Raw genomic sequence first — 21,316 nt, forward strand, 5'->3', positions numbered from 1 at the left:
ACCGGGATCGAATGGTTCTCCGGAGTCCGGACTGGAAGCCGGACCCCGCGGGCCATCCTGAGGAGGCGTGCGTCGATAACCAGACCGGCTCGCTGACGTGTCAACGGAATGGCGGAACCCCACACCGCCACTTGGAGGCCCGCGAAGCGGCAACCCGGCCCGCACACCGGCGTGCCGCCACCGGACCGCCCCTTCCCCTGCCTAGGGTCAGCCGCCGTGAAGCCGACCATTTGCCTCTGCATGATCGTGAAGAACGAAGCCGCCGTCATCGGGCGCTGCCTCGACTCCGTGCGGGACCTCATCGACACCTGGGTCATCTCGGACACGGGTTCCACCGACGGCACCCAGGACCTCATCCGCGAAGCGCTGAGCGGGATCCCCGGAGAGCTGCACGAGGAGCCCTGGATCAACTTCGGACACAACCGGAGCCTCAACATCGGCCATGCCCGCGGCAAGGCCGACTACCTCCTGCTACTGGACGCCGACCTCGTCCTGCGCCGCACCGGCCCACTGCCCCCACTCACCGCGGACTCGTACATGCTCCGCCACGAGGGCACGACCGAGTACCGGATCAAGCGCCTGGTCCGCGCCGGCCTTCCCTGGCGGTACGAGGGCGTCACCCACGAGTACCTCACCTGCGACCGCCCCGACGAGAACGACCAACGCCCGGGTATCCAGGAGAACCTGGACGCGCTGGTGATCGAGGACTACGCGGACGGCGGTTCCCGGCACGACAAGTTCGAGCGGGACGCGCGCCTGCTCGGCGCCGAGCTGCAGCGGGACCCTTCGAACACCCGCACCGTCTTCTACCTCGCCCAGACGATGCGCGACATGGGGGAGACGGCCGCGGCCATCGAGCTCTACGAGCGCCGCGCGTCCATGGGCGGCTGGGGCGAGGAGGTCTACTACGCCTTGCTCCAAGTCGGCGTCCTGAACGGCGAGTCCGGCCATCACCCGGCCGCCCTGGACGCTCTCTCCCGTGCCTGGGAATCCCGGCCCGGGCGCTTGGAGGCTTGCTACGAACTCGCCTCCAGGCTGCGTCTCCTGGGACGCCACCACACCGCGCACGCGCTCACCAGCGCGGTCCTGGACCGGCCGGCCCCGCAGGACCTGCTCTTCGTCCAGCCGTGGGTGTACCGGTGGGGCCTGCTCTTCGAGCACTCCATCACCGCGTACTGGGTGGGTGACATGGCGGCCTCGCTGCACGCCTGCGACCGCCTGCTGTCCCTGCCCGACCTGCCGGAGTCCTACCGCCGTCAGACCGAAGTCAACCGCGGCTTCGCGGCGAGCCGTGTTTCACGTGAAACACCGGTCCCTGTTTCACGTGAAACATCGCAGCACTCGCCCGTCTAGCCTGCCGACCGGTCCCCCGGGGCCCGCCGTCGCTGCGCGACATCCGTCAGCGCCGGCGGGCGCCAGACCCCGTCGGGCCGGTACAGGTTGCGGCCCGGCTCCACGATCTCGTCGATGCGGTCGAGGGCGGCGTCGTCGAGGACCAGCCCGGCACCCTTCACCAGCGATTCCAGCTGCTCCATGGTCCGCGGGCCGATGATCACCGACGTCACGGCGGGATGGGCCACGGGGAAGGCGACGGCCAGCTCCGGGAGCGTGCAGCCGATGGAGTCGGCCAGCTCGACCAATTGCTCCACCGCCTCCAGCTTCGCGATGTTGCCCGGGATCGCGGGGTCGAACCGGGCGGGTGTCAGCGCCGCCCGCCCCGAGGTCAGATCGATGGCGCCACCGAGGCGGTACTTGCCGCTCAGGAACCCGGAGGCGAGGGGACTCCAGGTCAGGACTCCCATCCCGTACCGCCGGGCCACCGGCAGTACGTCGGCCTCGATGCCGCGCGCGAGGATCGAGTACGGCGGCTGCTCGGTCCGGAACCTCGGCAGGGCCCGCCGCTCGGCGACGTGATGCGCCTCGACGATCTCCTCGGCCGGGAAGGTCGAGCAGCCGAAGGCCCGTATCTTGCCGGCCCGCACCAGATCCCCGAGGACCGACAGGGTCTCCTCGACGTCCGTCCCGTGGTCCGGCCGGTGGACCTGGTAGAGGTCGATCCAGTCGGTGTCCAGCCTCCGCAGGCTGTCCTCGACGGCCCGCACGATCCAACGCCGGGAGTTCCCGCTGCGGTTGCGGCCCTCGCCCATCTGGAAGTGCACCTTGGTGGCGAGCACGACGTCGTCGCGCCGGCCCTTGAGGGCCTTGCCCACGATCGTCTCGGACTCCCCTGCCGAGTACATGTCCGCGGTGTCGACGAAGTTGATCCCGTGGTCGAGCGCCGCGTGGATGATCCGGCCGCACTCCTCGTGATCCGGATTCCCCACCGCCCCGAACATCATCGTGCCGAGGCAGTGCGCACTGACCTCGATGCCGGTCCCACCCAGTGTTCGGTATCGCATGCTCATGCGCCCGGACTCTAGAACCTGGAGCGCACTCCAGCACAAGCCCCTTGCCCCGCCCCCGTTCCCAACGCACGGACGCACGGCGGCCCGTGACTCCCCCCGGGGTCACGGGCCGCCGTGCCGTGTGAGGCGTGGAACCCGCCCCGTCAGTCGGCCAGCGGGAGGTACACGCGGTTGCCCGCCGCGGCGAACTCGGCGGACTTCTCCGCCATGCCCGCCTGGATCTCATCGGCCTTCAGGTCACCGCCGTGCTCGCGGCGGATGTCCTGCGAGATCTTCATCGAACAGAACTTCGGACCGCACATGGAGCAGAAGTGCGCTGTCTTCGCCGGTTCGGCCGGAAGGGTCTCGTCGTGGAACTCGCGGGCCGTGTCCGGGTCGAGCGCGAGGTTGAACTGGTCCTCCCAGCGGAACTCGAACCGCGCGTCGGACAGGGCGTCGTCCCACTCCTGGGCGCCCGGGTGGCCCTTGGCCAGGTCCGCCGCGTGAGCCGCGATCTTGTACGTGATGACACCGGTCTTCACGTCGTCGCGGTTCGGCAGGCCCAGGTGCTCCTTGGGCGTGACGTAGCAGAGCATCGCGGTGCCCCACCAGGCGATCATCGCGGCGCCGATACCCGAAGTGATGTGGTCGTAGGCGGGCGCGACGTCCGTGGTCAGCGGGCCGAGCGTGTAGAAGGGCGCCTCCTCGCAGATCTCCTGCTGGAGGTCGATGTTCTCCTTGATCTTGTGCATCGGGACGTGCCCGGGGCCCTCGATCATCGTCTGCACGTTGTACCGCTTGGCGATCGTGTTGAGCTCGCCCAGCGTCTTCAGCTCCGCGAACTGCGCCGCGTCGTTGGCGTCCGCGATGGAACCGGGGCGCAGGCCGTCACCCAGCGAGTACGTGACGTCGTACGTCGCGAGGATCTCGCACAATTCCTCGAAGTTCGTGTAGAGGAAGTTCTCCTTGTGGTGCGCCAGGCACCACGCCGCCATGATCGAGCCGCCGCGCGAGACGATGCCGGTCTTGCGGCGGGCGGTCAGCGGCACGTACGACAGCAGTACGCCGGCGTGGACCGTCATATAGTCGACGCCCTGCTCGGCCTGCTCGATGACCGTGTCCTTGTAGATCTCCCAGGTCAGGTCCTCGGCCCGGCCGTCGACCTTCTCCAGGGCCTGGTAGAGCGGTACGGTGCCGATCGGCACGGGCGAGTTGCGCAGCACCCACTCGCGCGTGGTGTGGATGTTGCGTCCGGTCGAGAGGTCCATGACCGTGTCGGCGCCCCACTTGGTCGCCCAGGTCATCTTGTCGACCTCCTCCTCGATCGAGGAGGTGACCGCGGAGTTTCCGATGTTGGCGTTGACCTTCACCAGGAACCGCTTACCGATGATCATCGGCTCGATCTCGGGGTGGTTCACGTTCACCGGCATGACCGCACGACCGGCCGCGATCTCCTCGCGGACGACCTCGGGGGAGACGTTCTCCCGGATCGCGACGTACTCCATCTCCGGAGTGATCTCGCCGCGTCGGGCGTACGCGAGCTGCGTGACGGCGGCGCCGCCACGGCCCCGGCGGGGCTGGCGCGGACGGCCCGGGAAGACCGCGTCGAGGTTCTTGAGGCCGCCGCGCGGCGAGGTGTGCTTGATGCCGTCGTCCTCGGGGCGCACGGGACGGCCGGCGTACTCCTCGGTGTCTCCGCGGCCGATGATCCAGTTCTCGCGCAGCGGCGGCAGGCCCCGGCGCACGTCGGTCTCGATCTGCGGGTCGGTGTACGGCCCGGACGTGTCGTAGAGCGTCACGTCCTTGCCGTTGGTGAGGTGGACCTGGCGGACCGGCACCCGGATGTCGGGGCGGGAGCCCGCCAGGTATCCCTTGTGCCAGCCGGGCTGGCGCTCGGTCTGGCCGTCGGCGTCCTGGCCGACGGCAGGCGTGCGTGCGTCCTGAATGGTCATGAGACCTGATCTCCCTACGCCGGCATTACCCGGTAACAGGTTCGGCGGTCGACGCAGCCTCTTCCCGTACGCATATCTGACGCGCGTACGGTGATCAGCGCCCTCTCAGCCCGGTGCTCCGAGCTCCCGCGTTGTGCAAAGTAGCCCCCACGCTAGCGTCATGTGTGGCGTGCTGAACAGTGGGCCCCCTCATCTCTTGCGATGATCAGCCGGTGACGTCCTCGCTGCATCCCCCCACCGAGCCCACAGATCCCGCCGCTCACACCGGCCACGCGCACCCGGAGCCCGGGCACTCACACGGGCACTCCCACAGCCACGGACCCGCGGCCCCCGTGTCGAAGCACCTGCGCAAGGTGATCGCGGCCGTACTGATCCCCTTCGCCACCGCCGTGGTGATCGGCATGGCGGTGCTGTGGCCCGGCGGCGCCCCGGGCCACGAGCGAACGGGAGTGGGCTTCGACCGGCAGACCCAGCGGGGCAAAGTCGTCACGCTGGAGCAGGTCGACTGCAAATCCGTGAACGCGGCGCAGGTGCCCGCGACCGGCGACACGTCCACCCCCGAGGGGCGCGAGGCCGTGGCCTCGCAGAAGGGCGAGTGCAAGAAGGCCACCATCGAGGTGGGCAGCGGCCCGGAAACGGGACGCACGTTCTTCGAGATCGTCCAGCCCGGCGCACCACGGCAGTTGGCGGACGGACAGGAAGTGGTGGTCGCCTACGCGCCGGACGCGCCGCGGGATCTCCAGTACTCCGTGATCGACGTGAACCGCAAGCTCCCCTTGGCGCTACTGGCCGGCATCTTCGCCGTCGCCGTCGTCCTCGTCGGGCGGATGCGCGGGCTGTTCGCGCTCGTCGCGCTCGCCGTCAGCTTCGCCGTACTGACCCTCTTCATCCTGCCCGCGATCCTGCAGGGCTCGAACCCGCTGGTCGTGGCGGTGGTCGGAGCCAGCGCGATCATGCTGATCGCGCTCTACATGTGCCACGGCCTGACCGCACGCACCTCGGTCGCGGTCCTCGGCACCCTCGTGTCACTGCTGCTGATCGGCCTGCTGGGCTCGCTGTTCATCGACTGGGCGTTCCTCAGCGGCAACACCGACGACAACACCGGGCTGATCCACGGGCTCTACCCCGATATCGACATGAGCGGCCTGCTGCTCGCGGGCATCATCATCGGATCGCTCGGTGTGCTCGACGATGTGACGGTCACCCAGACGTCGGCGGTCTGGGAACTCCACCAGGCCGACCCCTCGATGGGGCCGCGCGGCCTGTATCGGGCGGGCATCCGCATCGGCCGCGATCACATCGCCTCCGTGGTCAACACCTTGGTACTGGCCTACGCGGGCGCGGCACTGCCGCTGTTGCTGCTCTTCTCGATCGCGAACAGCAGCATGGGTTCGGTGGCCAACAGCGAACTGGTCGCGGAGGAGATCGTACGAACTCTCGTGGGCTCGATCGGGCTGGTCGCCTCGGTCCCCGTGACCACGGCCCTGGCCGCGCTGGTGGTATCGGCCGACCGCGCGCCGGACCCGGCGACCGCGGCGGCCTCGGGGCCGCTCCGCGGCGGCACGGGCCGGCGGCGCAAGCGCTGAAGGACGGACCGGCAAGCGCGGCTGGTCAGGTCGCGCACACGGCCGGTCTCGAGGAACGGCGAGGTGGAGCACTCAGCGCGTCGGCACGCTGAGCCGTGGTGCGGTGGTGCGTGGTGCGGTGGTGCGTGGTGCGGTGGTGCGTGGTGCGGTGGTGCGTGGTGCGGTGGTGCGTGGTGCGGTGGTGCGTGGTGCGGTGGTGGTACCGAGCCGGCGGTTACGTACAGTGACGTCAGGCGTCAGCCGGCGTTCTGCTCGTTCTGCCGCGATTCGGCCAGGATCTTGTCGAGCGCCTCGTCGAGGTTCTCCTCGAAATCTCCGAGGTTGCGCTCCTGGCCGAGCGGAACGATTCGGTCCGTACGGTCGAGGAACGCGACGAGCGGCGCCGCGCTCGCCCGGAACAGAGCCCGGTCCCCGCCCACCTGCAGCCGGATGTGGACGTCGCACAGCTCCTCCGGATCGGTGGGAGCGATGCGCACATCCCCGTCGCCGCACGGTTTGTTGATGCCGTCGAGAAGAAGCTCCCGGCCGAACGCCCACGTCACGGGCGCGTCTCCGGGAAGGTGGAAGGTCAGGCGGACCGCATAGGGGTCCCGAGCTTCGTACCGGAGCTCTACCGGGATCCGGAACGAGAGCTCCTCGGAAACGAGGAAGCTCATCATGACCTCTGCCTGTACCGACTCGCGCATTGCCTACCCCGCTGTAGTGGAAGTGGCCAGGAATGATCCCCCAGGGCCTTCTTGACAAGAGTGGTGTAAGCGCTTGCAGATCACAAGGAGTGAATTTTCAGATACTGATAGAGAACGAGAGGGTGCTCAACAGCGCGCCTACTTCACTCCGTAGTCGATCGACTACATACGGCAACCGGTCTTCATCGTGCAGAGGGAGGGAAATGGCCATGGTCGCGGCGGTGTCGCCGGCCGTGATGGGGATCGCCGCACAGACGGTTCCCAGGGAGTATTCCTGACGTTCGGTCACCGGCTGCATCCGCTCCATGGAGCTGATCCGCTGCTCGAGGGCGTGGAAGTCCCTGACCGTGTAGGCGGTGAGGGCCTCGACGGGGTGGCGGTCGTAGTGGTCCTTGCGGGCCTTCTCGTCGAGCTGGCCGAGCAGGCACTGACCGATGGCGTGCGCGTGGCCGGTCTCCCGGAAATCGGCCCACTCCTCGCAGGCCGGGTCGGCCGCGGAGTCCGATACGCCGACGACCTCGATTTCACCCTCGCGGTAGACCGCGAAGTAGACGGGGGCCCCGACCGCGTCGCGGAAGTGCGCGAGGGAGTCGAGGATCATGCTGCGACGTTTCTGCTGGAGCCCGCCACCCGCCAGTCGACCGGCGGCGTCCCCCAGGACGAAGACGCCGCTCTCCCGGCGCAGATAGCCCTCGTGCGTCAGGGTGCGCAGCAGGTGGTACGCGGTGGGAAGCGGGAGCCCGGCCTCGCGCGCCAGCTGTTTCGCCGGAGCTCCCTCGCTATGGGAGCCCACCGCTTCGAGCAGCCTCAGCGCCCTCTGCACCGAACCGATCAGGGTCGGCACACCGGCGTTGTGAACCGAAGACAAAGCTCACCCCCAGGCGTGGCGGCAGGCCTCGGGGGCCCGCCCTGCGGGGGCCGCCCCCGCGTGTGCCGTGACTCCTGGGGGTCATGCTCGGCGGCTGTTGGCAAAACCGCGGGTCAGGGCGGCAGTACCGGCTTTCGGTGCCCAGGGAACGGCACAGATTGCCACTCTATCCGCCGATTCCCCCGCTGTGAGCGGTTTGGCCCTTCACGTTCCCTCACCTGGGTTAATCCCGAAGCCGCCGGGCCGTGCGGTGTCCTACCACTCTCCGGCGGAGGACTTGGAGCCGCCGCCGGTGAACTTCTTGACGACGAAGATCAGACCGCCGACGAGGGCGACGAGGAGGAGTGCCTTGAAGAGGAAGCCGATCAGCGCGCTCAGAACGCTCGTGATCACACCGCCGAAGACGAACAGCACGAGCAGCGGAACGGCGACCCACTTGACCCACCAGGGCATGCCCTCGAATATCCCTCGGATGCCTTCCATGTCCCAACCTCTTCCTTGTCCGTGACTTCCTGCTTTCGATGCTAGGAGGCCACGGCCACCGGCGGGGGCCCGCAAGCCCCCGGAGTCCCCTGATCCGCCCCCTAGGGGGACGGGCCCGCGAACCCTCAGCCGCCCGGCCCGCTCACCCCTCCGGCGGCGAGAAGACCACCATCACCTTGAGGTTCTCGGTGATGTGGTGGAACTTGTGCGGCACGCCGGCCGGGACGTAGACCACGCTCCCGTTCGCCACGGTCGTCGTCTCCTCCCCGACGGTGATCGAGGCCCGGCCGCTCACGACGAAGTACACCTCGTCCTGGCCGTGCGGCTGCTGGGGATCGCTCTGCCCGGCGTCCAGCGCGTAGAGCCCGACCGACATGTTCCGCTCGCGCAGGAACTGCAGGTAGGCACCCTCGTTCGCGGCGCGCTCGGCCTCGAGCTCGGTCAGCCTGAAGGCCTTCATCGTCTTTGTACCCCTTGTACTCTCTCGTGCCGCAAGCATCCGCAGACCAGCCGATGTTCCACCGGGAGCATCTCTGCAACGATCAGACACATGACGAATTTCGTAGTCAAGACCCTCGCCAACGCCGCGGCCCTGGCCGTCGCCATCTGGCTCCTCGCGGGCATCACGCTGGACGACGGCAGCAGCCTGGGCCGCCGCACGCTCACCCTGATCCTGGTCGCGCTGATCTTCGGCCTGGTCAACTTCATCGTCAAGCCCGTGGTGAGGCTGCTCTCCCTGCCGCTCTTCGTCCTCACCCTCGGCCTGTTCACCCTCGTGGTGAACGCGGCGATGCTGATGCTGACCTCGTGGCTGGCCAAGCAGTTCGACCTCAGCTTCCACGTCGACAACTTCTGGACCGCGGTCCTCGGCGCCCTGATCATCTCCATCGTCTCCTGGGCCGCGAACACGGTCCTGCCCGACAAGAACTGAAGCGCCCGCCCGTGTACCGCGTGTGCTTCGTCTGCACCGGCAACATCTGCCGCTCGCCCATGGCCGAATCCGTCTTCCGCTCCCACGTGGCCGACGCCGGGCTCGCGGGCCTGGTCGAGGTGGACAGCGCCGGCACCGGCGGCTGGCACGAGGGAGACCGCGCCGACCCGCGCACCGTCGCCGTCCTCGAGGCCGCCGGGTACGAGCAGGACCACCGCGCCCGGCAGTTCCGGGCCTCCTGGTTCGCCGGCCTCGATCTCGTCATCGCGCTCGACGCCGGCCACCTCCGCGACCTGCGGGCGCTCGCCCCCTCCCCGCAGGACGCAGCCAAGGTACGGCTGCTGCGGTCCTACGACCCGGCGGCCCCGGCCGGGCGGGGCGACGTACCCGATCCCTACTACGGTCCCCTCGCCGGGTTCGAGGAGTGCCTGGGCCTGGTCGAGGCGGCGAGCCCCGGCCTGCTGGACGCCGTACGCGAAGCAGTGAAGGAGCACACCCCGTGAACACACCCGACAGCACGTACCCGCGCACGCAGGCGCTCGGCGACGGCACCGTCGCCGTCCGCGCCGGACTGCCCGAGCCCGGCAAGAACGAGCCGCCGCTGCCCGGCCCGGTCTTCGCCGCCCACTTCCACCTCCCCGGCGACGTGGAAGGTCCCTATACCTACGGCCGCGACACCAACCCGACCTGGACCCTGTTGGAGCGGGCCATCGGGGAACTGGAGGCGCCCGGCCAAGACGGCGTGGACACCGTCGTCTTCGCCTCCGGCATGGCCGCCGTCTCCGCCGTCCTGCTCTCGCAGGCGCGCGCCGGCGACACCGTCGTCCTGCCCGACGACGGCTACCAGGCCCTGCCGCTGGTACGGGAGCAGCTGGAGGCGTACGGAGTCCAGGTGCGCACCGCCCCCACCGGCGAGGACGCCCAGCTCGCGGTCCTCGACGGCGCGCGGCTGCTGTGGCTGGAGACCCCCTCCAACCCCGGACTCGACGTCTGCGACGTTCGGCGCCTCGTGGACGCGGCGCACGCCGGGGGAACCCTGGTCGCCGTGGACAACACCCTGGCGACCCCGCTCGGCCAGCGCCCCCTCGAACTGGGAGCCGACTTCTCGGTGGCCAGCGGCACCAAGGGGCTCACGGGCCACGGTGACGTGCTGCTCGGCTACGTCGTCTGCCGTGACGCCGAGCTCGCCGCGGGCATCCGCCGCTGGCGCAAGGTGGTCGGCGCGATCCCCGGCCCCATGGAGGCATGGCTCGCCCACCGCTCCCTGTCGACCATCCAGCTGCGCGCCCAGCGGCAGTGGACCAACGCGCTCGCGGTGGCCGAGGCCCTCGCCGACCGCGCCGACGTCACCGGGTTGCGCTACCCCGGCCTGCCGTCCGACCCGTCCCACAAGACGGCGGCGCGTCAGATGCGGGGCTTCGGCTCGGTCGTCTCCTTCACCCTGGCCGACCGCGCGCACGCGGAACGGTTCATGGCCGCGCTGCGCCTCGTCGAGGACGCCACCAGTTTCGGCGGGGTACGGTCCACCGCCGAGCGGCGCGGGCGGTGGGGCGGCGACGCCGTGCCGGAGGGGTTCATCCGCTTCTCCGCCGGGGCCGAGGACACGGAAGACCTGGTCGCGGACGTGCTGCGAGCCCTCGACGAGGCGGGCGGGCAGGCCTGAGCAGCCGTCCGCGCGACGGTCCGAGCCTCCCGCCCGGCGGCTCGGACCTCCCGGTCCGCGGACCCGCCGGACCCCTGTGCGCGCGGGTTTCGAGGGCGCGCGTTTCAGAAGCGGAAGTCTGGGCCACTCTTCTCCCATGACCGAACGTCCAGTGGTCAAACGCACCGCCCGCGCGATCCTGCTCGACGGTGACGACCTGATCCTCATCAAGCGCACCAAGCCCGGCATCGATCCCTACTGGCTCACCCCCGGCGGAGGCGTGGAGGCTTCGGACCTCACCGTCGTCGACGCCCTCCACCGAGAACTCCACGAGGAGCTCGGCGCGAAGATCACCGATGTCGTGCCCTGCTTCGTCGACACCGTCGAGCACATCGCCGACGGAGGGGTGACCGGCGTCAAGGTCCAGCACTTCTTCGTCTGCCACCTCGAATCCATGGACCCCAGCCAGCGGCACGGCCCCGAGATCGACGAGCCGGCGGGCGAGTACGAGATCGTCCGCGTGCCCTTCAGCCGCGTCGGCATCGCCGCGGTCCACCTCGTCCCGCTGTCCCTGCGCCACTACCTCGACGGCAACATCGAGGGCGTGCGCGCGATGCACGCCCCCGACCTGGGCTGACCCTCCGACCGCGGGCGCCTGCCGGAATCAGCCGGCGACGCCCGCCAGCTCCTCCACGGCGTCGTGCCGGATGCGCTCCCCGGGGATCCCGATCCGCTTCAGCGCGTCCACCCCGCTGCGGATCATCGCGGCCGGCCCCGAGATGAACGCGTCGTAGGAGCTCCAGGGCCCGTGGGTGCCCACGGCCTGCGGCAACTGTCCGGCCAGCCCCTCGGCGCAGACCACCGGGCGCACCGACAGCCACGGGTGCGAGCGCTGGAGCCCCAGCAAGGTGTCCTTGTCGTACAGGTCGTTGTCGCTGCGCGCCCCGAAGAACACCTCGACCGGACGCCGTTCACCGTGTTCTGCCACGTCCTCGATCAGCGCCTTGATCGGGGCGATCCCGGTTCCGCCGCCCAGGCACAGCATGCCGTTGTCGGTGCTGTGGTCGACCACCATCGATCCGGCCGGCGGCCCGAGCCGCAGTACGTCGCCCGGCCGGGCGTGACGTACCAGCGCGTTGGACACCCATCCCGCCGGGACGGCCTTGACGTGGAAGGACAGCAGACCGTCCGCGCGCGGGGCCGAGGCGAAGGAGTAGTGCCGCCACACCCTCGGCCACCACGGGGTCTCCAGGCTCGTGTACTGGCCCGCGAGGAAGGAGTACGGCTGGTCGGGACGGACGGTGAGCACCGCGATGTCGGAGGTACGCAGATCGTGCGAGACCACCTCGGCGTGCCACCACGGGGGCGCCTTCGTCTCGGCCTCGGCCGCAGCGTCGATCATGATCTGGGATATCGCGGTGTACGCCCGCACCCACGCGGCCTCGGCTTCCGGCCCCCAGGTGGTCGCGTACCGGGACAGCGCCCCGAGCAGGGCCTCTCCCACCGGCGGGTAGTGCCCCGGCTGGGTGCCGTACTTGCGGTGTCCTGTGCCCAGTCGGCGCAGGTAGGCGGTGAGCGCCTCCGCGTCGTCGATGTGCTCGGCGGCGGTCAGCAGGGCCTTCAGGAGCCGGTCGCGCTGTACGTCCATCGCCGCGGGGAACATCCCCCGCAGCTCCGGGTGCCCCGTGAACACCAGGGCGTAGAAGTAGGAGGTCACCTTGTCGGCGACGGGCGCGATCTCCTCCAGGGTCCGGCGGATGAGCACGGCATCGGGGGAAGGCTCGGGCGCAACGTCCCCGGACGGTATCCGGGCTGCCCCCCGTCTTGGCGGTCTGGTGGGCGGAGCGTCCATGGGGTGCCTCGCTTCGAGCATCTCGGTAGGTCTGCGCACTCCACGGCCTTCGAATCCGTGGTTCCGGGCTTCACAGCGTGCCAGTCCGCCCCAGAGCTTGCGGGGAAATGCGGGAATTCCGCGTTTCGAACCCACTTTCCTCTTAAGATGCCTCAACTCCCGTGCGTGCCGCCCCCGCCAGCTGGTATGCCTCCCTCAGGTCCCGGCCCTCGTAGACGTGCGTCGCCCGCTCCGCCAGATACGGGCGCGCGTTCACCGCGACCGAGAGCGGCACGACGTCGAAGAGCGCCACATCGGTGCTGGAGTCCCCATAGGCAACGCAGTCGGCGCGGCTCACGCCGAAGCGCTCGCACAGTTGGTCGGCGATCGTCACCTTGCCTTCGGGCGTCAGGATCCCCGCCAACTCCACGGGCCGCGTGAAGGGGACTTCCGGGAAGACCGAGCCGTGCGCGGCGTGTGCCCCCCACTCCAGCAGGAGCTCCACGAAGAAGGACGGCGACAGCGACACCACCGCGCAGTAGTCCCCGCGCTCCCGGATCTCCTGCCAGACCTCCCGGATCCCCATGAGCCACGGCGCCCCGTCGAACGCCGCCCGTACGTGCGCCGGAGTCAGGCCCGTCCAGAGCTTCTGGGCCGCCAGGGAGAACTGGTGCGGCCCGATCTCCCGCGCGACGAAGCTGCGCTCGATTTCGGCGATCTCCCTCCCCAGCCCGAGCTGTCGGGAGATCTCGACCGGCGCGGCCGTGCCGTACATCAGGGTGCCGTCGAGGTCGAACAGGTGCAGGAGCGTCATAGCCATGGAGGCTAGTGCCTCCGTTTCCGGGCACGCGGCATGTTTCACGTGAAACATCGCGCGGCCTCCGGCACCCGACCAGCGAGGGGAGCCGAAGCGGGTGTTTCACGTGAAACATCGACTCCAAATCCCCTGGACCGGGTACCGGCCGATGAACCAGGGTGGGTCCGTGACACCACCACACCTCACCACCCTCCCGATCCGCGCACTGACCGTGGACGATCTCCGCCACTGCGCCGATCTCTCCGAAGACCGCGGCTGGCCCCGCGAGGAACACAAATGGGGACTGCTGCTGACCGCCGGGCGCGGCTACGGCATCGACGCCCCCGACGGCCAGGGACTCGCCGCGGCGTGCGCGGTCACCCGGTACGGCCCTCCCCAGGCGGATCCCGAACTCGCCGCCATCGGCATGGTCCTGGTTGCGGACCGCTACTCCCGCCAGGGCCTGGGCCGGCGCCTGATGAGCCACATCTGCGACGACGTCCTCAAGGGCGTCCCCCTCACGCTGCACGCCACTCCCTACGGCCGCCCCCTCTACGAGGAGCTCGGCTTCGAGACCACCGGCCGCGCCGAGATGCTCCGCGGGGTCTTCCGTCCGGACGAAGCCCCCTCGACCGCACCGGGCTCATGCTCGGTGCGGCCTGCCACGGCCGAGGACATCCCGAAGATCCTCCGGCTGGACGCCGAGGTCTTCGGCGCCGACCGGACGCATCTGATCACACGTCTGCCCGCCTTCACGGACCGGTTGTTCGTCGCCGAGGACGCCACCGGTGAGCTGACGGGATACGGCGCCATCTGGCCCAACATGCAAACCCATGTGGTCGGGCCGCTGGTCGCCCGGGACACCGTCTCGGCCCAGGCCCTGGTAACCGCACTCGCCGCGACCACCGAACGGCCCCTGCGGACCGATGTCGACGTCCGGCACGAGGAGCTGCTCGACTGGCTGAAGGGCCGGGGCCTGGACTCCGTCGCCTTCAACACCGTCATGACGCGGGACATCCCCGGACTGCCCGGCGACTGGACCCGCCGCTGGGCGCCCCTGACCGTGGCCGCAGGCTGAACGAGGAGCATCAGAGAACATGACCGACACCACCTCCGACCTGCTCATCCGCCCGGCCGCCGAGGCGGATCTGGCCGCGATCGTCGAGATGCTCGCCGACGACCCGCTCGGCGCGGCGCGGGAGTCCCCCGACGACCTCATCCCCTACGCGGAGGCGCTCAAGCGGCTGGTGGACGACCCTCGCCAGCACGTGGTCGTCGCCGTACGCGCGGGTCGCGTCGTCGGCACCCTCCAGCTGACGATCGTCCCCGGACTCTCCCGCAAGGGGAGTACGCGTTCGATCATCGAGGGCGTGCGCGTCCACGCCGACGAGCGCGGAAGCGGACTCGGCACCCGGTTCATCGAATGGGCGGTCGAGCGGTCCCGGACGGAGGGCTGCCAGATCGTGCAGCTCACCTCGGACGCGACCCGCACCGACGCCCACCGCTTCTACGAGCGGCTCGGCTTCACCGCATCCCACGTCGGCTTCAAGCTCCAGCTCTGAGCCAACCGTTCATGGGCCGGGTCGCCCCCGTCGGCCCGGCCCACGAACGGGAGGATCAACAGGAGTTATCCGATGCCCCGCCAGCCCTGCTCGTCGACCCCGCCGGGCACCGGAGCCCCGGGGTCGTACGGCTCGCGGGTGAAGACGAACGAGCCGAGGTCGAGGTGGCTCACCGAGCCGTCCGGCCGCCGCACGGCCCGCAGCGACTCTCCCGCGTAGTAGCCGTGCAAACCCGTCCAGCTGCCGTCCGGCTCCGACCGGAAACGGGCGGCGCGACCGCTCCCGCCCACCGGCCCCAACTCCAGGAAGCCTTCGAAGGTCAGCCGCACGGCCTGAGCCGATGTTCCCCAGTACCAGGGGCCGCACAGCTCCAGCGCGACCGGATCGGAAGCTCGCAGCGGCCGCCACGGCTCGGGCATCCGCGGCTCGGCCTCCGCGACGATCGCCACCAGATCGGCCGCCAGCGTCGAAGCCGGAAGCCCCGAGGTGCAGTTGGACAGCACCACCGCGGCCACGTCGTCGGCCTCGCTCAGCCACAGCCCCGCTACGAACCCCGGCAGCGACCCGGTGTGGCCCGCGAGCCGGCGTCCGCCGCTCTGCGTCAGCTGCATCCCGAGTCCGTACCCGAGATCGGCGAAGCCCTGCTCCGGGGGAGTGGCCGACGTCCGCATCTCCCGTACGGACTCGGCGCTCAGCACGCTCGCGTCACCCCGCATGAGGAACGCCGCGAATTTCGCCAGGTCGTCGGTGGTGGACCACAACTGACCTGCCGGAGCCATGAGTCCGAGGTCTTCCAGGGGTTCCGGCATCATCACGTCCGCCCACGGGTGCACCGCCCAGCCGCCCGCGTGCGGGTCCGAAGGCCGCGCACTGGTGCGCTCCAGCCCCAGCGGCTCCAGCACCTCGGTCCGGAGCACCTCGTCCCACGGCCTTTCGCGCACCGCCTCCACCAGCGAACCCAGCAGCGTGTAACCCGGGTTGGAGTAGTGGTGACGCAGGCCGGGCTCGAAACGGAAGGGGCGCTCTCCCAGGACGTCCGAGAGCTCCGGACGCAGGGTGCCCGCCGTCCGCTCCCACCACTCGCCGGGCGTCTCCGCGGCCAACCCGCCGGTGTGGGAGAGCAACTGGCCGACGGTCACCTCGCCGACGCCCGTGCCGGGCAGGAATTTCTCCAGTGGGTCGCCGAGCCGCAGCAGCCCCTCGTCCCTCAGGCGCATCACCAGAACGGCGGTGAAGGTCTTGGTGATCGACCCGATCCGGTACTGCACGTTCCCGTCGGGCCCGTGCCCCTCGACCATGGTCCGGGAGCCCTCCCAGACCACCTCGCCACCCCGCACGACGGCCGCCACCAGGGAGGGCGTCCGGCCTTCGCGCTGCGCGAGCGCGATGCGGTGGCTGAGGGCACGTCGCGTCGCGGGAAGCAGCAGACGATCTTCGCTTACGGCATCCATGGGGATGTGGGGTCTCGCTTTCTGTTGAGTGGGCGAGTAGCGGCCCACGCATCGTCGAGAGAGTTCCATGATCAAGCGGGCAGTGCGGGTGCGGCAAGTGACTATCCGCGCCGGCGAGCCATCACAAGTGGCAGCAGCGTTTCGAACCCTGCCGATGTCATGACGAGCGGGCTGCGATCTGCCGACGGGCAGAGTTCCAGACCGCCTCGAACTCGTCGAAGGTCAGCTGCTCCGGATCCGCAGACTTTTCTCGCTCTCGGCGAGCCAGGCGAGGCGCGGCTGTGGAAACAAGTCTCGCGACGAGGCTGCGCCGCACAATCCGAGAGCCTGCAAAGGCGGATGCTACGTGTTGGCCATGTCCACGAAGCGTGAGTAGTGGCCCTGGAAGGCCACGGTGATGGTCGCCGTCGGACCGTTACGGTGCTTCGCGACGATCAGGTCCGCCTCGCCCGCGCGGGGCGACTCCTTCTCGTACGCGTCCTCGCGGTGCAGCAGGATCACCATGTCGGCGTCCTGCTCGATCGAGCCGGACTCACGCAGGTCGGAGACCATCGGCTTCTTGTCGGTGCGCTGTTCGGGACCACGGTTCAGCTGGGACAGCGCGATCACCGGGACCTCCAGCTCCTTCGCCAGCAGCTTGAGGTTTCGCGACATGTCCGAGACCTCCTGCTGGCGGCTCTCGGGCCTGCGCGAACCGCCCGACTGCATCAGCTGGAGGTAGTCGATGACGACGAGCGAGAGGTCGTTGCGCTGCTTGAGGCGCCGGCACTTCGCCCGGATCTCCATCATCGACAGGTTCGGCGAGTCGTCGATGTAGAGCGGGGCCGCGGAGACGTCCGGCATGCGGCGGGCCAGCCGGGTCCAGTCGTCGTCCGTCATCGTGCCGGAGCGCATGTGGTGCAGCGCCACGCGGGCCTCCGCCGAGAGCAGGCGCATCGCGATCTCGTTGCGGCCCATTTCGAGGGAGAAGATGACGCTGGGCAGATTGGCCTTGATGGAGCAGGCACGGGCGAAGTCCAGCGCGAGCGTGGACTTTCCCATGGCGGGACGGGCCGCGATGACGATCATCTGGCCCGGGTGGAGTCCGTTGGTCAGGGAGTCCAGATCCGTGAAGCCCGTCGGGACGCCCGACATCTGTCCGCTGCGCGATCCGATCGCCTCGATCTCGTCGAGGGCGCCCTCCATGATGTCGCCCAGCGGCAGGTAGTCCTCGGAGGTCCGCTGCTCGGTGACGGCGTAGATCTCGGCTTGTGCGCTGTTGACGATCTCGTCGACGTCACCGTCGGCGGCGTAGCCCATCTGCGTGATCTTCGTACCGGCGGTGACGAGCCGGCGCAGGACCGCCCGCTCGTGAACGATCTCCGCGTAGTACTCGGCGTTCGCCGCCGTCGGTACCGACTGGACGAGCGTGTGCAGGTACGGGGCCCCGCCGACCTTGCTGATCTCTCCGCGCCGGGTCAGTTCCGCGCTGACGGTGATCGGGTCGGCCGGCTCGCCCTTGGCGTACAGGTCGAGGATGGCCTGGTAGATCGTCTCGTGCGACGGACGGTAGAAGTCGTGCCCCTTGAGCACCTCGACCACGTCGGCGATGGCGTCCTTGGACAGCAGCATGCCGCCCAGGACGGACTGCTCGGCATCGAGGTCCTGGGGCGGGACCCGTTCGAAGCCGCCGCCACCGTCCCAGGAGCCCCCCTCGCGGCCTCGGTCCTGCTGTTCGTCCCCGCGGCCGCGGCCTTCTCCGCCACGGCGCGAACGGGTGGGCAGACGGTCCCCCGGACCGCTGTCGGCCCAAGGGTCGTCCATGGGCTCGGGGATGCTCACCGGGCCGCCTCCTCCCGTCCGCAACGCGGACCTCGCCGTGCCATTCTTTGTACGACACGGCTCTGACATTTGGGGCACCCGAATCGACTTTCGTCGAGTCGGGCAACGCACCACGGTAGGGCCGGGAGCGGCGTCAGCCAATCTTGTTATCCACAGGCTGTGTGGATGAGTTGTGGATGACGGCGCCAATGCTGTGGGTAAGTCCCCGGAAGCTGTGCACGGACCGGGGGACGACGCTGTGGACAAAATCACCCGAGGCACCCCTACACCCCGCCTGACCTGCTCTTTCCTCCTCCGTCCACCGGCCGGGGGAAAAATCTTGGCCACTGTCTCAAGATCGCCTCCAATGAGGTGTGACGAACGCGCGAATCGGCGTACGGGTAAGGACTCAAAAGGGGTTGTGTCTATTACCTGTGGAAGATTAGATTGAGCCCATGAGACAGGCCCCCGCAGCGCCGAAGGCTGCCCCGAGACGACACGACCGCGAGATCCTCGCGCTCGCGGTCCCCGCCTTCGGCGCACTCGTCGCCGAACCCCTCTTCGTCATGGCCGACAGTGCCATCGTGGGGCACCTCGGCACCCCCCAGCTGGCCGGTCTCGGCATCGCCGCCGCGCTCCTCAGCACCGGCGTCAGCGTCTTCATCTTCCTCGCCTACGCCACCACCGCGGCCGTATCCCGACGTGTCGGCGCCGGCGACCTCCAGGCGGCCATCCGGCAGGGCATGGACGGCATCTGGCTCGCCCTGCTGCTCGGCGCGGCCGTCATCGTCCTCCTGCTGCCCACGGCGCCCTCCCTGGTCTCCCTCTTCGGAGCCTCCGACGCCGTGTCCCAGCACGCGGTCACCTACCTGCGGATCTCCACCCTCGGAATCCCCGCAATGCTCGTCGTTCTCGCCGCCACCGGAGTCATCCGCGGCCTCCAGGACACCCGCACCCCGCTCTACGTCGCGATCGGCGGCTTCGCCCTCAACGCGGCCCTGAACGTCGTACTCGTCTACGGCGCCGGCCTCGGCATCGCAGGGTCCGCCTGGGGCACGGTGATCGCCCAGTGCGCCATGGCCGCCGCCTACCTCGTCGTGGTCGTCCGCGGCGCCCGCCGGCACGGCGCCTCGCTGCGCCCCGACGCCGCCGGGATCCGGGCCTGCGCACAGGCCGGCGCACCGCTGCTCGTCCGCACCCTGTCCCTGCGCGGCGTCCTGATGATCGCGACCGCGGTGGCCGCCCGTCTCGGGGACGCCGACATCGCCGCCCACCAGATCCTGCTCTCGCTGTGGAGCCTGCTCGCCTTCGCCCTGGACGCGATCGCCATCGCCGGGCAGGCCATCATCGGCCGCTATCTCGGCGCGGGCGACACCGAGGGCGCCAAGGCCGTCTGCCGTCGCATGGTGCAGTGGGGGGTCGTCTCCGGCATCGTTCTGGGCGCCCTGGTGATCGTCGCCCGTCCCGTCTTCATCCCGCTCTTCACCAGTGATCCCGCGGTAGAGAGCGCGATGCTGCCCGCCCTGCTCGTGGTGGCCGTCTCCCAGCCCGTCTGCGGCATCGTCTTCATCCTCGACGGCGTCCTGATGGGCGCGGGCGACGGGCCCTACCTGGCCTGGGCCATGCTCGTGACCCTCGCCGTCTTCGCCCCGGCCGCACTGCTCGTACCGGCCGTGGGAGGCGGGCTGACGGCCCTGTGGTGCGCCATGACGCTGATGATGCTGGTCCGGATGGCCACCCTCCAGCTGCGCGCCCGCTCGGGCCGCTGGCTGGTCTCCGGAGCGACCCGCTAGACCACCGGATGTTTCACGTGAAACAACCGCGGTGTTTCACGTGAAACACCGAATGTTTCACGTGAAACACCGCTCGTACCGCTCCGTCACACCTCACCCGCGCACCGCACGGGGCGGGCGCGCCGGAAAACGACGAAGGGCCGCACCCCTGGGGGGTGCGGCCCTTCATGCGCAGCCCTTAGGCGGCGACGACCTCGATGCCCACGTTCGCGGCCACGTCGGCGTGCAGACGCACGGAGACCTGGTACGAACCGAGGGTCTTGATCGGGGAGCCCAGCTCGACGCGGCGCTTGTCGACCTTCGGGCCACCGGACGCCTCGATCGCCGTGGCGATGTCGGAGGGCGTGACGGAACCGAAGAGACGACCGGCGTCACCCGCGCGGGTGGCCAGACGGACCTTGACGGCCTCGAGCTTGGCCTTGAACTCGTTGGCCTGCTCGATGGTCGCGATCTCGTGGATCTTGCGGGCGCGGCGGATCTGCGCCACGTCCTTCTCGCCACCCTTGGTCCAGCGGATCGCGAAACCACGCGGGACCAGGTAGTTGCGAGCGTAACCGTCCTTGACGTCGACGACATCGCCGGCGGTGCCGAGGCCAGAGACCTCGTGGGTCAGGATGATCTTCATTTTTCGGTCACCCTTTCCTTATCGCGCGGTGGACGTGTAGGGCAGCAGTGCCATCTCACGGCTGTTCTTGACGGCCGTGGCGACGTCACGCTGGTGCTGCGTGCAGTTGCCGGTAACGCGGCGGGCACGGATCTTGCCACGGTCGGAAATGAACTTCCGCAGCATGTTCGTGTCCTTGTAGTCCACGTACACGGTCTTGTCCTTGCAGAACGCGCAGACCTTCTTCTTAGGCTTGCGCACAGGCGGCTTCGCCATTGTGTCTCTCCTGTGAAATCAAGAAGTGGGGGTGCGAGCTGCCCTAGAAGGGCGGCTCGTCCGAGTAGCCACCGCCGGAGCCGCCGGAGCTTCCGCCCCAGCCGCCACCGCCGCCGCCCTGCTGCTGGCCGCCGGCCGGCGCACTGGACGCCCAGGGGTCGTCGGAGGGACCTCCGCCGCCCTGGGGAGCAGCGCCGCCACTGGGGGCTCCGCCCCAGTTGCCACCGCCGCCGCCCTGCTGCTGACCGCCGCCACCGCCGCCGCCGTACCCACCCTGGCCACCGCGACCAGTGGTCTTGGTGACCTTGGCCGTCGCGTTCTTCAGGCTGGGGCCGACTTCCTCGACGTCCAGCTCGTAGACCGTGCGCTTGACACCCTCACGGTCCTCGTAGGACCGCTGCTTCAGCCGGCCCTGCACGATGACGCGCATGCCCCGCTGAAGGGACTCGGCGACGTTTTCCGCCGCCTGCCGCCAGACCGAGCAGGTGAGGAACAGGCTCTCGCCGTCCTTCCACTCATTGGTCTGCTTGTCGAAGGTGCGGGGTGTGGACGCGACACGGAACTTCGCGACCGCCGCACCCGAGGGGGTGAAGCGCAGCTCGGGGTCGTCGACGAGATTGCCGACGACCGTGATGACGGTCTCGCCTGCCATGGATGAACCTCTCGGCGGG

The 21,316-nt window shown here is 69.5% G+C and carries 22 protein-coding genes and 1 riboswitch; of the genes, 9 read left to right on the forward strand and 13 right to left on the reverse strand.

Annotation, left to right across the window (positions count from 1 at the left end; translation table 11 throughout):
• Positions 1-240: 240 nt before the first annotated feature.
• Positions 241-1,353 (forward strand): glycosyltransferase, encoded by a 1,113-nt coding sequence (locus ACFWBY_RS26485; RefSeq protein WP_385333396.1) that lies wholly within the window; start codon positions 241-243, stop codon positions 1,351-1,353.
• Here the strand turns inward: ACFWBY_RS26485 and ACFWBY_RS26490 are convergent.
• Together ACFWBY_RS26490 and thiC are read right to left on the reverse strand one after the other, a co-directional pair.
• Positions 1,350-2,399: an aldo/keto reductase gene (locus tag ACFWBY_RS26490; protein WP_385333454.1), complete on the reverse strand. Its 1,050-nt coding sequence runs from the start codon at positions 2,397-2,399 to the stop codon at positions 1,350-1,352. The genes ACFWBY_RS26485 and ACFWBY_RS26490 overlap by 4 nt on opposite strands.
• Positions 2,400-2,548: 149 nt before the next feature.
• Entirely contained in the window at positions 2,549-4,336 is a 1,788-nt protein-coding gene (thiC, locus tag ACFWBY_RS26495) for a phosphomethylpyrimidine synthase ThiC (protein ID WP_385333399.1), read from the reverse strand.
• A riboswitch (TPP riboswitch) is annotated at positions 4,331-4,476 on the reverse strand. Its footprint overlaps the gene before it by 6 nt.
• A gap of 84 nt (positions 4,477-4,560) precedes the next feature.
• On the opposite strand from thiC, the gene ACFWBY_RS26500 reads away from it, so the two are divergent.
• Entirely contained in the window at positions 4,561-5,922 is a 1,362-nt protein-coding gene (locus tag ACFWBY_RS26500) for a YibE/F family protein (RefSeq protein WP_385333457.1), read from the forward strand.
• A gap of 236 nt (positions 5,923-6,158) precedes the next feature.
• Here the strand turns inward: ACFWBY_RS26500 and ACFWBY_RS26505 are convergent, their stop codons facing one another.
• From ACFWBY_RS26505 to ACFWBY_RS26520, 4 genes are all read right to left on the reverse strand, one after another.
• Positions 6,159-6,608 (reverse strand): SsgA family sporulation/cell division regulator, encoded by a 450-nt coding sequence (locus ACFWBY_RS26505; protein ID WP_385333402.1) that lies wholly within the window; start codon positions 6,606-6,608, stop codon positions 6,159-6,161.
• Positions 6,609-6,705: 97 nt separating this feature from the next.
• Positions 6,706-7,443 carry an IclR family transcriptional regulator gene (locus ACFWBY_RS26510; protein WP_385333460.1) on the reverse strand — a complete coding sequence of 246 codons (738 nt, stop codon included), beginning with the start codon at positions 7,441-7,443 and terminating at the stop codon, positions 6,706-6,708.
• 288 nt (positions 7,444-7,731) lie between these two features.
• The gene (locus ACFWBY_RS26515) at positions 7,732-7,959 is read right to left on the reverse strand and encodes a DUF5326 family protein (RefSeq protein WP_385333405.1); all 228 of its coding nucleotides are present in this window, start codon (positions 7,957-7,959) and stop codon (positions 7,732-7,734) included.
• 142 nt (positions 7,960-8,101) lie between these two features.
• Positions 8,102-8,419: a cupin domain-containing protein gene (locus ACFWBY_RS26520; protein ID WP_214947430.1), complete on the reverse strand. Its 318-nt coding sequence runs from the start codon at positions 8,417-8,419 to the stop codon at positions 8,102-8,104.
• A gap of 90 nt (positions 8,420-8,509) precedes the next feature.
• On the opposite strand from ACFWBY_RS26520, the gene ACFWBY_RS26525 reads away from it, so the two are divergent.
• The 4 genes from ACFWBY_RS26525 (at position 8,510) to ACFWBY_RS26540 (ending at position 11,169) form a co-directional block, all read left to right on the forward strand.
• Positions 8,510-8,890: a phage holin family protein gene (locus tag ACFWBY_RS26525; protein WP_385333408.1), complete on the forward strand. Its 381-nt coding sequence runs from the start codon at positions 8,510-8,512 to the stop codon at positions 8,888-8,890.
• A gap of 59 nt (positions 8,891-8,949) precedes the next feature.
• A complete protein-coding gene (locus tag ACFWBY_RS26530) occupies positions 8,950-9,393 on the forward strand; it encodes a low molecular weight protein-tyrosine-phosphatase (protein WP_385333410.1) in 444 nt (147 codons plus the stop codon).
• Entirely contained in the window at positions 9,390-10,553 is a 1,164-nt protein-coding gene (locus tag ACFWBY_RS26535; RefSeq protein WP_385333413.1) for a cystathionine gamma-lyase, read from the forward strand. The genes ACFWBY_RS26530 and ACFWBY_RS26535 overlap by 4 nt, the downstream gene beginning before the upstream one ends.
• A gap of 136 nt (positions 10,554-10,689) precedes the next feature.
• Complete coding sequence (locus ACFWBY_RS26540) at positions 10,690-11,169, forward strand: NUDIX domain-containing protein (protein WP_385333415.1); 480 nt, start codon at positions 10,690-10,692, stop codon at positions 11,167-11,169.
• 27 nt (positions 11,170-11,196) lie between these two features.
• Here the strand turns inward: ACFWBY_RS26540 and ACFWBY_RS26545 are convergent, their stop codons facing one another.
• Both ACFWBY_RS26545 and ACFWBY_RS26550 read right to left on the reverse strand, forming a co-directional pair.
• A complete protein-coding gene (locus tag ACFWBY_RS26545) occupies positions 11,197-12,540 on the reverse strand; it encodes a globin domain-containing protein (protein ID WP_385333418.1) in 1,344 nt (447 codons plus the stop codon).
• Positions 12,527-13,177, reverse strand: coding sequence for an HAD family hydrolase (locus ACFWBY_RS26550; protein WP_385333462.1), 651 nt, complete (start codon positions 13,175-13,177; stop codon positions 12,527-12,529). Before ACFWBY_RS26550 ends, ACFWBY_RS26545 begins: the two co-directional genes overlap by 14 nt.
• 169 nt (positions 13,178-13,346) lie before the next feature.
• Between ACFWBY_RS26550 and ACFWBY_RS26555 the strand changes: the two genes are divergently transcribed.
• Both ACFWBY_RS26555 and ACFWBY_RS26560 read left to right on the forward strand, forming a co-directional pair.
• Positions 13,347-14,237, forward strand: a complete 891-nt coding sequence (locus ACFWBY_RS26555; protein WP_385333421.1) for a GNAT family N-acetyltransferase — start codon at positions 13,347-13,349, stop codon at positions 14,235-14,237.
• Positions 14,238-14,256: 19 nt separating this feature from the next.
• Positions 14,257-14,721, forward strand: coding sequence for a GNAT family N-acetyltransferase (locus ACFWBY_RS26560; RefSeq protein WP_385333424.1), 465 nt, complete (start codon positions 14,257-14,259; stop codon positions 14,719-14,721).
• Between the two features lie 65 nt (positions 14,722-14,786).
• On the opposite strand, the gene ACFWBY_RS26565 is transcribed toward ACFWBY_RS26560, so the two are convergent.
• Both ACFWBY_RS26565 and dnaB read right to left on the reverse strand, forming a co-directional pair.
• Positions 14,787-16,172, reverse strand: a complete 1,386-nt coding sequence (locus ACFWBY_RS26565; protein WP_385333427.1) for a serine hydrolase domain-containing protein — start codon at positions 16,170-16,172, stop codon at positions 14,787-14,789.
• A 342-nt stretch (positions 16,173-16,514) separates the two neighbouring features.
• Complete coding sequence (gene dnaB, locus ACFWBY_RS26570) at positions 16,515-17,975, reverse strand: replicative DNA helicase (protein ID WP_385333465.1); 1,461 nt, start codon at positions 17,973-17,975, stop codon at positions 16,515-16,517.
• 452 nt (positions 17,976-18,427) lie between these two features.
• Here dnaB and ACFWBY_RS26575 point away from each other — a divergent pair, with 452 nt between their 5' ends.
• Positions 18,428-19,765 carry an MATE family efflux transporter gene (locus tag ACFWBY_RS26575; RefSeq protein ID WP_385333429.1) on the forward strand — a complete coding sequence of 446 codons (1,338 nt, stop codon included), beginning with the start codon at positions 18,428-18,430 and terminating at the stop codon, positions 19,763-19,765.
• A 178-nt stretch (positions 19,766-19,943) separates the two neighbouring features.
• Here the strand turns inward: ACFWBY_RS26575 and rplI are convergent, their stop codons facing one another.
• Genes rplI through ACFWBY_RS26590 form a run of 3 tightly spaced genes read right to left on the reverse strand, consistent with a single transcriptional unit; the run spans position 19,944 to position 21,297 of the window.
• On the reverse strand, positions 19,944-20,390 hold the full coding sequence (rplI, locus tag ACFWBY_RS26580; protein ID WP_214947419.1) for a 50S ribosomal protein L9: 447 nt from the start codon (positions 20,388-20,390) through the stop codon (positions 19,944-19,946).
• A gap of 18 nt (positions 20,391-20,408) precedes the next feature.
• Positions 20,409-20,645, reverse strand: coding sequence for a 30S ribosomal protein S18 (gene rpsR, locus ACFWBY_RS26585; RefSeq protein ID WP_003956534.1), 237 nt, complete (start codon positions 20,643-20,645; stop codon positions 20,409-20,411).
• Positions 20,646-20,688: 43 nt separating this feature from the next.
• Entirely contained in the window at positions 20,689-21,297 is a 609-nt protein-coding gene (locus ACFWBY_RS26590) for a single-stranded DNA-binding protein (RefSeq protein ID WP_385333433.1), read from the reverse strand.
• Between the last annotated feature and the right edge of the window lie 19 nt (positions 21,298-21,316).

This window comes from Streptomyces sp. NPDC060049, assembly GCF_042736715.1.
Classification (GTDB): Bacteria; Actinomycetota; Actinomycetes; order Streptomycetales; family Streptomycetaceae; genus Streptomyces.